The sequence below is a fragment of the Paenibacillus jilunlii genome (genome assembly GCF_900102965.1).
GTDB lineage: Bacteria > Bacillota > Bacilli > Paenibacillales > Paenibacillaceae > Paenibacillus_AQ > Paenibacillus_AQ jilunlii.
Window position 1 is genome coordinate 275727 of sequence record NZ_FNGM01000001.1, and the last position, 12779, is coordinate 288505.

A 12779-nucleotide genomic window follows, 5' to 3' on the forward strand; every position below is an offset into this window, starting at 1 on the left:
AAAAAGTCTCCCTGAATGCACGCTCAGGGAGACTTTTCATGCTGCCGGACAGGCAAACAGATATGAAATGCGGTTCCTTTGGATACTTCGCTGTCTACGGTCAGGAACCCGCCGTGCGCGAGGATCAGACTTTTTACAATAGCCATGCCGAGTCCTGTTCCCAGTTTCGGAGAGCCGTCCTTTGCACCACGGTAATATTTCTGGAACAGATTGTTTAGCGTATCTTCGTCCATTCCAGTGCCATCGTCGGAAATCGTGATATGCACACTTTCATCACCCTCCTGCCGCACAGTCACATGAATGGCGGTTCCTGCCGGATTGTGAAGCACCGCATTCATCAGCACATTTTGCAGCGCCCGGTAGAGCAGCTTCTCGTCGGCTATAAGCTCCAGCGTCTCGGTTTCCGCTTCCAGGCTCAACAGGTGGGACACTGCTCGCGGATCGTTGCCGACATCGGCAGTCAGCCGCTGCAGGAAGCCGATCAGCTCCAGAGTGACAAGCCTCATCGGCAGGGAAGCATGATCCTCATTCATCTGAAAAGAGAGGTTGATGTCGCTGATCAATTCCTCAATATGCTGCCCTTTGGAATGAATTTCTTGGAGGAACGTCCGCTGTTCATCCAGGTTCCAGCTGTACTCCTCGTTCAGCAGCAGAGCTGAATATCCCGTGACATACGTTAAAGGCGTTTTGAGATCATGCGAGATGCCAGCCACCCAATCCTTTTTGTTCTCTTCCAGCTTGCGGCGTTCCAGTTCGGCCTGCTTCAGGCCAGCGGACAGGGACTCGATGTTCACAATCAATTCGCCGTACAGCCGGTATCTGAATTTGAGCTTCCTGTTCCGCTTGAAGATGCCCTGAAGCCCAGGCGGAGGTTCGAAATTCCTGCCCGACAAGGAAGCAATCCACGACATCATGAATCTTAACGGACTCCCGAAGTACCAGCCGAACAGCACGCTGCATGCCGTAATGTTAAGCCCGAATACCGCCAGAATGTACAGATCATAATGCTCCTGTCCTTCCAGAAGTCCCAGCAGCGGAAACAGCACCTCTACGCTAATCATCATGGTGATGCCGAGTCCAAGCATCCAGGCGATTAATCCGATGACAAAATGGATACTGAACCTTAGTCCCGTCTTCATCTCAGGCTTCTTTGACCGGCGGCACAAATTTATAACCGATCCCTCTCAGGTTAATGATCAGCTCAGGGGCTTTCGGATTGTCGTCCAGCTTTTTTCTGATTTTCGAAATATGGATGGTGACCGTTTTCTCATCGCCATACCCCGGGCTGCCCCATACCAGTTCATAGATTTGCGATGTTGTATAGATCCGGTTCGGATTCCGGCAAAAGAAGCTCAGCAGCTCCAATTCCTTGGCCGTACATTCCACATTCTCACCATTCACGATCAATGCGGCGTCCGCAGGCCTTAGAATAAAACGCCCATAATTGTATTCTTTGTTTCCTGCACCTTCCGAAATTCCGTATGACGAGGCTTGGGTGAGGCTCTGCCTCCTGAATAAAGCTTTCATCCGGGCAATGACCTCGAGCGGATTAAAAGGTTTCGTGATATAATCGTCCCCGCCAATCCCGAGCCCCGTCAATTTATCGAAATCGCTTGCGCACGACGTAAGGAAAAAAATGGGCGCATCCGTATGCTTGCGGATCTCACGGCACAGCTCAAAGCCGTTGGCGTCCCCCAGCATCACATCCAGCAGGATCAGGTCATAGGTATGATTTTTTACGAAAAATAACGCTTGTTCCCCAGTTGTACAGCTGGAAATGTTGTGGTAACGCTCTTTCTTCAACGTAATCTCCAGCAAAGTCAAAATTCCCCGCTCATCGTCAACCAGCAAAATTTTCTCGGCGTTCGTATTGACATTCAGCAACGGTGTTTCCTCCCCAAGTGCATAAGTTTCCTCTAAGTGTAGCATTCATTTTGGAATTTTTCTTGCCTCCTGTTTCCTTTTAACCGTGATTTTGCTTTGATTTTACTTTCGCAGGCTATTCTAACGTTGCGCCACCAAAGAATGGTTCGGCAAATGGTTGTGACGGAGGAATAGACATGGAATTGCAAATTGAACAGGTATCGAAAAGCTATGGTGCAAAGCATGCCCTCAGCAGTATCACCTTGAAGCTCAAACCGGGGGTGACCGGTCTGCTTGGCCCAAATGGTGCCGGGAAATCCACGTTGATGCGGATGCTCGCGACTATAGAGAAGCCGACACAAGGGAGGATTACATGGAATGGGGTGGATATTGCCGGGCAACCACAGGTTTTGCGGAAGGAGCTGGGCTATTTGCCGCAGGATTTCGGTGTGTATCCGAATCTGACTCCGCTTGAATTTCTGGAGTACATAGCGGCGATGAAAGGACTGTCCGCCCGGTCGGCGCGAACCCGAATCAACGAGCTGTTGGAAATTTTAAATCTCTCGAATGACCGGAAGCGGCTGCTCGGAGGATTCTCGGGCGGCATGAGACAGCGGGTGGGCATTGCCCAATCCCTGCTTAATGATCCGTCGCTGCTTATTGTCGACGAACCTACGGTCGGGCTGGACCCCGGAGAAAGAATCGGTTTCCGCAATTTATTGTCCAGCTTATCAGGGGACAGAATCATTATTTTATCAACACACATCGTGACCGACATTGAATCCATCGCCCCCTCCATCGCTCTGATGGCGAAGGGCCGGCTGGTCAAGTATGCGGCACCGGAAAACTTGATCCAGAGTGTGGAGCAGAAGGTCTGGAACTGTATCCTGCCTGCCGCCTCCCTGCCGGAAATGCAGGCTAAATACACGATCAGCAGCGCCATTCAGCGCAGCGACGGCATCCACACCCGGATCGTTTCCGATCTGCGCCCCAGCGCAAACGCCACCCTGCTGCCCGCTTCACTGGAGGATGCGTACCTGTATACAGTGTCCTCGTTAGGAGTCCAGCCATGATCCGTACCCTCTCTGCCTGCTTTTATTTAATCAAAAGCAATTTGGTCAGTCAGATGCGCAGCTATTCCTTCCTGCTCGTTATAGGGATCAGCGTATTTGCCGGTTATGCCTGCGTGCCGGATGCCGCTGCCGGATATGAAATCTTTTCTATCGGCGGGGTCAGAGGCATCTATAACTCGGCGTGGCTGGGCGGACTTGCGGCGATGCTGACCACGATGCTGCTCTGGCTGTTCGGTTTTTTCATGCTCCGAAGCCAAATATCCGGAGATGCGCGCCTGAAGCTTGGGCCGTTAATCGCCTCTGCCCCTGTCCGGAAAATCAGGTATATCGCCGGTAAGGCGGCGGCAAATTTTGTGGTGCTGCTGGTGATTGGAGCTGTCTTGCTGGTGGCCTTTATGGCCATGCAGCTGCTGCGGGGAGAAGCTGCCCAGCTCCGGCTAATGGATTACATGGCTCCCTTTTTCTATGTAACTTTTCCGTCCCTGTTTTTGCTCGCTTCCTTAACCGTCCTGTTTGATGTATTTCCCGGTTTGAAGGGGGTTTTGGGGAATGTGCTGTTTTTCTGCCTGTGGATTGCTGTCGGTGTGGTGTCCATAGCCGCGCCAAGCGATTGGTGGGATCTGTTCGGCGTGAGCAGTATCCTGAACGCAATGGCCCGCAGTGCAGCGGAGCATTATCCTGCCCTCTCCAGCCTTGAGGCAAGCGGAAGCTTTGGATATTATCCGACAGAGGGACAGATCTCCACATTTGAGTGGCAGGGTGCAGCATGGGATCATTCGCTTATTCTGATCCGGCTCGTCTGGATAGCTGCGGGGATAGGATTCATCGTTTTGTCGGCTCTGCTGTTCCGCCGTTTTGAACACCCGGAAGCCTCCTCCAAGGTTCATCCGCTTGCTTCGGGCAGGGAAAAAACATCTGCTCTACCGCTTGCAGCCGTGGAGCACAGCGGCTCACTGAAGCTGTCTCCGGCAGTGAAGGTGAAGGGGGCAAGGTTCCCCGGGCAGGTTAAAGCCGAGCTGAAGCTTATGCTGAAAGGCATGTCCCTCTGGTGGACACTGCCCGCCATAGTGCTCATTGCTGCGCCTCTGCTGGTTACGGCAAATTCCGTGGACAGCCTGCTGCCCTTTATCATGATATGGCCTCTCGCCATATGGTCGCAGATGGGCACACGGGATCAGCATTATTTTACCACCGGACTGATCCTGTCCAGCAGCTCACCGCTGGCGAAGTGGTGGACGGAATGGCTCTCCGGCGTATTTATCACCTTGCTGTTTTCTGCGGGTGCAATCATCCGCTTCGTCGCGGATGGGGAGATGCCGGCCCTGTTGGCATGGGGAACAGGAATCCTGTTCATTCCGACTTTGGCACTTGCACTCGGCACACTGGGCGGGTCAAAAAAACTGTTCGAAGTCATTTATATGCTCTGGTGGTATATGGGACCGCTCAATCATGTTCCCTCACTTGACTTTTTAGGGGTGTCCGATAGGAAACCTGCGCTTTATCTCACGCTCACTGTTTTCTTATTCGCAGCAGTCATAACCGTCCGGCTCTGGCAGACCGGTAATTTATCCATAAGAAGGAGATCCATATGACAAAATATACAGGCGGTAAATGGCTTGTCCTCATCCCGGCAGCGTTCGTTATGTTCCTACTTGCGGGCTGCGGGGACAAAGCCGTGGAGAAAACAGCTTCTTTCGAGGGATCAAAGGTGCAGCAGATTGAGGTGAACACTGACGGACAATCCATTCAGGTGAGCCGTTCCAAAGCTTCGGAAGTGAAGCTCCGTATGAAGACGGATGGTGAGCTGCCGGCGGTGCTGGAGGAGGGTGTGCTTGCTGTCAACGCCGAACCGAAGTCCGGCTTCATCCATTTAAAGAATGAGACCATATATCTGGAGCTGCCGGAACAAAACTACGAGTCCATCCGTCTGGCCACATCTTCCGGCAATATTACCTTTGAGGACGGCCAGGCGGAGCAGATTGTGCTAGACGCCGACTCAGGCAATATCACCGTCACCGGCTTCGCGGGGGAGATCGATGCAGCCACACAATCGGGCACCATTCACTCGGAGGTCCAGGCGTCGGCAGAGATTCAGACGGAAGGTGGCGGCCAGATACTGAAGGGGAAGGTAGGTGCAGAGAGTGCGGAGACTTCCACACTGAGTGTGCATTCAGCTTCAGGTAATATCACTTTGGAGGATTAGCCAGTCTGCACTTGAACTTTTGGAGCAAAAGGTTGGTTGCATGAAATTCATATTATGAAAAAACGGACATGCTCCCATTCGGGAACTGTCCGTTTCTTTGTGCAGAGCAACTTATCCTGCCTCATACCGGTTTATTGCGGATTACGCGGCGGCAGGGGACCGAGGTATTGATAATACTGGCACTCGATCCGTCCATTGTAGAGCTTGCGCCGCTTGTCCGCCTTGCGTCCGTAGTACTGCTCGAATTCCTTATACGGGCTGATGGCGAAAAAGGACCAGGTCGGCAGATACAGCATCATTTCGCCGAATTGGCGCGTGAGCTTCTCCACTTCCTTGTCATTGCTGATCCGTTCCCCATAAGGGGGATTGGTGATGATGCAGCCGTATTCACCTTGAGGTCTCGCCTTGGCGGCAGCGATGGCCTGAAAGGTGATCTCACCGGCCAGCCCGGCGCTTTTGGCGTTGGCTTCGGCAATTTCAATCGCGGCGGGATCAATATCGGTGCCGGTGAGCTGCAGCGGATAGTCGTCGCGCACAGCGTCGAAGGCTTCCTCGCGGGCTTCTTCCCAGAGGCGCTGCGGGATTTCCGGCCAATGCTCGGACGGGAACGAGCGCCGCAGGCCCGGCGCAATGTTCCAGGCGATCATCGCCGCCTCGATCAGCAGCGTGCCTGAGCCGCAGCACGGATCGTACAGCGGACGGTGGCCGTTCCAGCGGCTGAGCTGGATCAGCGCGGCCGCCATCGTTTCCTTCAGCGGCGCTTCCGTCGCCTGGCGGCGGTAGCCGCGTTTGTGCAGCGCGGGACCGGTAGTATCCAGCGTAATCAAAGCGGTATCATTCAGAAGAATCACTTCCACCACATACCGCGGGCCGTTCTCCGGGAACCATTCGGTACGGTATGAAAGCTTCAGCTTTTCGACAATGGCTTTCTTGACAATGCCCTGGCAGGCAGGTACGCTGGTAAGCTGGGATTTATGCGATCTTCCTTCTACGGGGAATTCTCCGTTTTCGGGAATCCAGTCCTGCCACTCGATGGCTTTGACGCCTTCGAACAGCTCATCGAAGGTCCGGGCCGGGAACTGGCCCATTTTGACCAACACCCGGTCCGAGGTACGCAGCCATAAATTACAGCGGCAGATATCGATGTAATCTCCACTGAACAATACACGGCCGTTCTCGACCGTAGTCTCATAACCCAGTTCGTTCAATTCACGTGCTACGACGGCCTCCAGCCCCATGGGGGCGGTGGCGATCAATTGTAATTTGCCCAAATTCGCTCAACTCCGTTTAACTTGTAGATGAATACACATAACCTTTACAATAGGTGAAGCGGTGCTTCCGGAAGTCCTCATACGGCTTGCCTATCAAGTATAGGGGAATGAGGGGCGCAGCACAATGCCCGTCCCGCCGTATTCAGCGCGATAGATCTTCTACCATCAGTACTAACCACAAAGGAGAATACATATGCCCAATCAGGAAGAATACAGTGAACAATTATATACAGAGGACGCGCTGCTGCTCAAGGTGAAGCAGGCCATTAAAGATAGCGGCATGCCCGAGGTGTCCATTGCGCCCGGATATGGGCGGCTGCTGACAATGCTGGTGGCGGCGTCCCGTTCCACGCGGATTTTGGAGATTGGCGCACTTGGCGGCTACAGCGGCATCTGCCTCTGCCGCGGGCTCCGGCAGGGGGGCCGGCTGACTTCGCTCGAACTGAAGGCCGAATACGCGGAGCTTGCCGGGCGGCACCTGGAAGAAGCGGGATTCGGTGAAGCCGTGGAATACAAGCTCGGCCCCGCGCTGGACAGCCTGAAGCTGCTGGAAGCGGAGGGCCGGACCTTCGATTTCTTCTTTATTGATGCCGATAAGGAAAACTATCCGAACTATCTGGAGTATGCCATTAAGCTTGCGGTGCCGGGTGCAGTGATCGCCGGAGATAATATTTTTCTGCGCGGACGCACCTTGAATGCAGAGAAGAACGGACCGGCCGTACAGGCGATGCGCCGCTTCAATGAGATGATTGCCAGTGATGAACGGCTGACCAGCACGATGCTCCCCGCCTACGACGGACTGGCGCTGGCGATTGTAAAGTAAGCAGCGCGCCGCTGATTCCGTTATCTGAATAATCGTGGGGCGGCCCCTTTGTACAGCTTGAGCCGTACCCACACCGTATTGACCAGCAGGAAACCGCCGGAGATAAGGAACAGGCCTTCAATGCCGATAAAGCCGGATAAAAAGCCCCCGATAACTGCCCCCAGCATGTTCCCGAGTGCCAGCATGCTGCTGTTGAAGCCGAACGCCCGGCTCTCCTTGCCGTCAGGTGTATATGAACGGATGAGGGCGTTGACGCTAGGCAGTAGGCCGCCCATAAAGACCCCCATCAGAAAGCGGACAATGATCAGCTGCCAGACAGTGGTCACAAAGGCTTGCGGAATGATGAACAGCGCCGCTCCGATCAAGGCGTAGGTGAGAATCCGGTGGGCGCCAACCTTGTCGCTCAGCTTGCCGAGCACAGGCGAAGCCAGCATGTTGGACACGCCGGTTACGGCGCTGACGACCCCTGCCCAAAAGGCAATGTCCACGGCAGTGCCATGCAGCTTCTCTACATAGAGCGGAAGCAGTGTCATCGGGGCGATCATGGCAAACTGCAGGAGGAAGGTTACACCGAACAGCGCGGGCAGCTGCGGCACCTTGGCCAGCTCCTTGAATCCCTCAAGCACGGAAATCTGCGGCACATGTGCAGCTTCTTCCCGGTCGAACTTCTCTTTAACGAAAAATAAGGCGAGCAGTGAGGCGGCGAACAATAGGGCGCCCACGATATAAAAGATCGGGCGGTACCCGATCCAGTCCGCCATAGCCCCGCCGATCAGCGGGCCGAGAATGGTCCCGGCGACCGAGCCGGACTGCATTAGCCCCATGGCAAAGCCCATGCGGGCTTTCGGTGTATTGCCCGAGACCAGTGCGATAGACGCCGGATTGAAACCGGAAATGGTCCCGTTGAGCAGGCGGAGCAGCAGCAGCTGCAAGGGCGTCTGTGCGAAACCCATCAGCACAATGACCAGTGCCATGCCGAAGCTGGAGCGCAGCAGCATGATTTTGCGTCCATATTTGTCAGCAAGCTTGCCCCACAACGGCTGGAACAGGAATGAAGTCATAAAGTTCGCGGCAAAAATAAGTCCGGCCCATAACCCGAGCGCATCACCTTGTACCCCAAGGTCTTTGGCCAGATACAAGGTCAGGAATGGGGTGATCATGGTCATTCCGGCGTTAACCAGAAATTGGCCGAACCACAGCACGATGAGGTTGACTTTCCATGTCTCCCAATTCTTCAAAGTGCTTTCACTTCCTTTCAAGGGATTCAAAGGGCAAGAGTTCACGAAAAAAGACATTCTATCAGTATATCATAGATTTCGAGAGGTCTGATGCAACACTTGTCATAGTAATGTCATGGGATTGTCATTCCCTCACGGGTTCGGCGGTTGTTCCGAACTTTTAAAAAGAGCATAATAAAGGATAAGCGTATACACACATTCTATCAATACTAATGGAGATCTTATCATGACCTACAATGACACTTTTATCCGCGCCTGCAGGAAGCAAGACACGGACCACATTCCCGTATGGTACATGCGGCAGGCCGGCCGGTATGATCCCGAATACCGTAAAATCAAGGAAAACTACTCGCTCCTGGAGATCTGTGAACAGCCGGAGCTTGCGGCAGAGGTCACAATGATGCCCGTCCGCAAGCTGGGTGTGGATGCGGCCATTCTGTATTCCGATATCATGAATCCGGTTGCTTCCCTCGGAGTGAAATTCGACATTGTGAAGAACATCGGTCCCGTTATCGAGAACCCGATCCGCAGTGCTGCGGATGTGGAGAGGCTGAAGCCAATCGATGTGGAAGGCGATCTCAGCCATATCCTGAAGACTATAGCCATTCTGGACAAAGAGCTTGATGTGCCCCTGATTACCTTTGCTGGTGCGCCTTTTACCATTGCCAGCTATCTAATCGAAGGCAGACCCTCCAAGAGCTACCACCGTACCAAGGAAATGATGTACAGCCAGCCGCAGGTGTGGTTTATGCTAATGGATAAGCTTGGCGATATGGTCATCGCCTATTTGCGTGCCCATGTCGCCAGCGGAGGCAAAGCGTTCCAGCTGTTCGACAGCTGGGTTGGTGCACTCGCTCCACATGATTTCGAGCTGTATGTGCTGCCGACCATCTCCCGTATTTTTGCCGGACTTGCCGATCTTAATGTGCCGAAGATCTATTTTCCGGGCGTCAGCTCAGGAGAGCTGCTGCCGAGCCTGACGAACCTCCAGGCGGATGTGATCGGTCTGGACTGGCGCGTGAGCATCACTGAAGGCAGACGCCGCATCGGCGGCCGTTTTGCGGTCCAGGGCAATCTGGACCCTTATCTGCTGACGGCTCCGCTGGATCTGCTCAAGGAACGGGCCAAAGCTCTGGTCGATGAAGGCATCCGCGAACCGGGCTACATTTTTAATTTGGGGCACGGATTATTTCCCGAGGCTTCTCTGGACACGCTAAAGGAGCTGACGGAATATGTCCATGACTATTCCCGCGAGGCTCTGAAGCTAACCGCGAAACCGCGTCTTTCATTATAAACAGCTCTGTTAGTTCATTATCCGCAGAAAGGGATGGAATCCGTGACCACTAAAATTGGTGTACTCGTTATGTCGTACGGCACGCCTGAAAGTCTGGAAGGGGTGGAGGCTTATTACACGCATATCCGCCGGGGCCATGCGCCTTCCCCAGAGCAGTTGAAGGAATTAAAGGACCGTTATGAAGCCATTGTTGGCGGAGTCTTTCCGCTGCGCGAGAATACAAACCGTCAGGTTGAAGCGCTGCAGGCCGCGCTGAACAACGGTCACGCCGGAGAAGAAGTGGAATTTGTCTGCTATCAGGGGCTTAAGCACGCCCGTCCTTTTATCGAAGATGGTGTGGAAGCGATGGTGAAGGACGGCATTACCCATGGTGTGGGCATTGTGCTTGCCCCGCATTATTCCGTAATGAGTGTCGGCACTTATATCAAACGCGCCAGGGAAAAGGCGGAAGCCAGCGGAATCGAAATGGCCTTCGTGGAGAGCTATCACCTCCATCCGGAGCTGATTGATGTGTTGAGCCGCAGAGTATCGGCCAAGCTGGATCTGTTTGAGGAGACTGGTGCGGCACGTGAAGAGGTCCGGGTATTATTCAGCGCGCACAGTCTGCCTGAACGTATATTGTCCATGGGTGACCCGTACCGTGATCAGCTGCTGGCCACCTCTGAAGCTGTCGCCAAGCAGGCGGGAGTCAGCAACTGGCAGTTCACCTGGCAGAGCGCGGGCCGCACATCCGAGCCATGGCTGGGACCGGATATTCTGGAGACGATGCACGAGCTTAGCGAAGCTCAGGTGAAATATGTGCTGGCAGCACCGGTCGGCTTCGTATCCGACCATCTGGAGGTGCTGTATGATCTGGATATTGAAGCACAGGCGCTGGCCTCTGAATTGGATATGCGGCTGATGCGGATTGATTCGCTCAACAGTGATCCGGCTTATATGTCTGTGCTCAGCGATGTGGTGCGAACGGCGGCTGGGCAGTTTAAGGTGAGCCAGTCATGACCGGCACAGCACGAAAAGTAGTCATTATCGGCGGAGGCCTTAGCGGCCTCAGCGCCGCTTTTTATGTCCGCAAATATTACCGGGAAGCCGGAATTCAGCCGGATATCATTCTCGTGGAGAAGGACAAGAGCCTTGGCGGCAAGATAGAAACGCTGCATCGCGAGGGTTTTGTCATTGAGAAGGGACCGGACTCCTTTCTGGCCCGCAAGACCGTGATGAGCGAGCTGGCGAAGGAGCTGGAAATCGATCATGAGCTGGTAACCACCAATCCGAATGCCAAAAAAACGTACATACTGCAGCGCGGCAAGCTGCATCCCATGCCGGCAGGTCTTGTGCTGGGCATTCCCACGGAGCTGAAGCCGTTTCTGAAGAGCGGCCTTATTACTTTTGGCGGGAAAATGCGGGCGATGATGGATTTCATCCTTCCGCCCCGGCGCAGTACAGAGGATGAATCGCTGGGTGCGCTGATCGAACGCCGCCTGGGGACAGAGGTGCTGGAAAATATGACAGAGCCGCTTTTAGCCGGGATTTATGCCGGGGACATGCGCAAGATCAGCCTTCAGGCGACCTTTCCGCAGTTCGGAGATGTAGAAAGGCAGCATGGAAGCCTCATTCGCGGAATGATGCTGGGAAGAAAGCCGGCTGAAACGCATACCGGCACCAAAAAAAGCGCCTTTCTGACGTTCCGCAAAGGCCTGCAGAGTCTGGTTCATGCCTTAATTCATGAATTGCATGATGTCGAGCAGCGGACGGGAACGGGAGTGGCTGCCATTCATGTAAGCGGTGGGGAGGCTGCTGCCGGCTCGTCTCCGCAGGTTTCGGGAACGGGACCTGCACCGCGTTATGAAGTCGAGCTGGATAATGGAGAATTTGTGCCGGCGGATGATGTATATGTCACGGTGCAGAACTTTGCCGCGGCAGACCTGCTCCGGCCCCATGTGGATGTGTCGGCACTGGACAGCGTCAACTATGTATCGGTGGCGAATGTAGTCATGGCATTTGCGAAGAAGGACATTCACACCGAGTATGACGGGTCCGGCTTCCTGGTCCCGCGCAAGGAAGGGCGCAATATTACCGCCTGCACCTGGACCTCAACGAAATGGCTGCATACCAGCCCCGACGACCGCGTGCTGCTGCGCTGCTATGTCGGCCGTTCGGGCGACGAACAGAACGTAGAGCTGCCGGACGCAGCACTGACAGATTTGGTGCTTAAGGATATTAAGGAGATCATGGGGATCACGGCCACGCCGATGTTCACGGAAATTACCCGGCTGAAGCACTCCATGCCGCAATATCCGGTGGGGCATCCGGCCAGGATAGCTGCGCTGCGCAGCGAGCTTGCCCAGAAGCTGCCCGGAGTGTACGCCTTTGGCGCCGGCTATGACGGGATTGGCATGCCGGACTGCATCAAGCAGGCCAAGCAGACGGCTGAGAGCGCCGCAGGGAGGCTCGTTCAGCAGCCCGAACCGGCGGCGGTGTTGAAATAACCGGAACGGTGAAGCGCGGAAGGAGCCGCTTCACCGTTTTTTTATAGTTTAGGAAATTATGAGTTTTTTCTGCTGTGGATAAGGTGTGAAGGGGTTAAGGGTCTTTTTGCTTGATTCCTCTAAAGAATGGGTGTGGAACAGAAACAACGGCAGAATTGCCGTTGTTGAAGAACTGAGGGCCGGTTGCCCGGAAACAACGGCAGAAACGCCGTTGTTGAAGAGCCAAGAGCCAGTATGTTCTCGCTTGGGAAATTACGCAATGACAAAAAATGTGTTTATTTTGGGATATTTTGTCGGAAACTCGATCCGTTTGTCCTGTGGAATAGCAGAATGGACGAATCCTCCCCCAATAACGTCAACAATGGATGTTCTAACCATGCTATGTGGGTAAGAATGACACAGTCCGATTGGCCGCTTGAACAACCGCATACCGTTGTTCAAGCGGCCAAGGGTGGCAGAGTGAAATGAGAGGTATAAGTACCTTTGATTTGGTCAGAAATGGGCAGCTGAGTGAAATGAGAGGTATAA

The 12779-nt window shown here is 54.0% G+C and carries 11 protein-coding genes; 7 read left to right on the plus strand and 4 right to left on the minus strand.

All coding sequences use genetic code 11. The annotated features are described in order from the left end of the window. Positions 1 to 23 precede the first annotated feature (23 nt). Both BLQ82_RS01280 and BLQ82_RS01285 read right to left on the minus strand, forming a co-directional pair. Positions 24 to 1139: a sensor histidine kinase gene (locus tag BLQ82_RS01280; protein ID WP_062526637.1), complete on the minus strand. Its 1116-nt coding sequence runs from the start codon at positions 1137 to 1139 to the stop codon at positions 24 to 26. Between the two features lies 1 nt (position 1140). Beyond that, entirely contained in the window at positions 1141 to 1884 is a 744-nt protein-coding gene (locus BLQ82_RS01285) for a response regulator transcription factor (RefSeq protein ID WP_244280666.1), read from the minus strand. Positions 1885 to 2060: 176 nt separating this feature from the next. On the opposite strand from BLQ82_RS01285, the gene BLQ82_RS01290 reads away from it, so the two are divergent. Genes BLQ82_RS01290 through BLQ82_RS01300 form a run of 3 tightly spaced genes read left to right on the plus strand, consistent with a single transcriptional unit; the run spans position 2061 to position 5139 of the window. Continuing rightward, positions 2061 to 2936 carry an ABC transporter ATP-binding protein gene (locus tag BLQ82_RS01290; protein ID WP_062526639.1) on the plus strand — a complete coding sequence of 292 codons (876 nt, stop codon included), beginning with the start codon at positions 2061 to 2063 and terminating at the stop codon, positions 2934 to 2936. Next, positions 2933 to 4528 carry a hypothetical protein gene (locus BLQ82_RS01295; protein ID WP_062526641.1) on the plus strand — a complete coding sequence of 532 codons (1596 nt, stop codon included), beginning with the start codon at positions 2933 to 2935 and terminating at the stop codon, positions 4526 to 4528. The genes BLQ82_RS01290 and BLQ82_RS01295 overlap by 4 nt, the downstream gene beginning before the upstream one ends. Then, a complete protein-coding gene (locus tag BLQ82_RS01300; protein ID WP_062526643.1) occupies positions 4525 to 5139 on the plus strand; it encodes a DUF4097 family beta strand repeat-containing protein in 615 nt (204 codons plus the stop codon). Before BLQ82_RS01295 ends, BLQ82_RS01300 begins: the two co-directional genes overlap by 4 nt. 131 nt (positions 5140 to 5270) lie before the next feature. Here BLQ82_RS01300 and BLQ82_RS01305 read toward each other — a convergent pair whose 3' ends face one another. Continuing rightward, positions 5271 to 6410 (minus strand): THUMP domain-containing class I SAM-dependent RNA methyltransferase, encoded by a 1140-nt coding sequence (locus BLQ82_RS01305; RefSeq protein WP_062526646.1) that lies wholly within the window; start codon positions 6408 to 6410, stop codon positions 5271 to 5273. A gap of 193 nt (positions 6411 to 6603) precedes the next feature. Here BLQ82_RS01305 and BLQ82_RS01310 point away from each other — a divergent pair, with 193 nt between their 5' ends. Further along, complete coding sequence (locus BLQ82_RS01310; RefSeq protein ID WP_062526648.1) at positions 6604 to 7233, plus strand: O-methyltransferase; 630 nt, start codon at positions 6604 to 6606, stop codon at positions 7231 to 7233. A 20-nt stretch (positions 7234 to 7253) separates the two neighbouring features. Here the strand turns inward: BLQ82_RS01310 and BLQ82_RS01315 are convergent, their stop codons facing one another. Then, on the minus strand, positions 7254 to 8471 hold the full coding sequence (locus tag BLQ82_RS01315) for an MFS transporter (protein WP_062526650.1): 1218 nt from the start codon (positions 8469 to 8471) through the stop codon (positions 7254 to 7256). A gap of 226 nt (positions 8472 to 8697) precedes the next feature. Here BLQ82_RS01315 and hemE point away from each other — a divergent pair, with 226 nt between their 5' ends. From hemE to hemG, 3 genes are read left to right on the plus strand one after another with little or no spacing between them, the layout of a single operon-like run. Next, positions 8698 to 9765, plus strand: a complete 1068-nt coding sequence (hemE, locus tag BLQ82_RS01320) for a uroporphyrinogen decarboxylase (RefSeq protein ID WP_062526652.1) — start codon at positions 8698 to 8700, stop codon at positions 9763 to 9765. 42 nt (positions 9766 to 9807) lie between these two features. Further along, on the plus strand, positions 9808 to 10764 hold the full coding sequence (gene hemH, locus BLQ82_RS01325; protein WP_074647798.1) for a ferrochelatase: 957 nt from the start codon (positions 9808 to 9810) through the stop codon (positions 10762 to 10764). After that, positions 10761 to 12251 carry a protoporphyrinogen oxidase gene (hemG, locus tag BLQ82_RS01330; protein ID WP_062526657.1) on the plus strand — a complete coding sequence of 497 codons (1491 nt, stop codon included), beginning with the start codon at positions 10761 to 10763 and terminating at the stop codon, positions 12249 to 12251. Before hemH ends, hemG begins: the two co-directional genes overlap by 4 nt. The last annotated feature ends 528 nt before the right edge of the window (positions 12252 to 12779 follow it).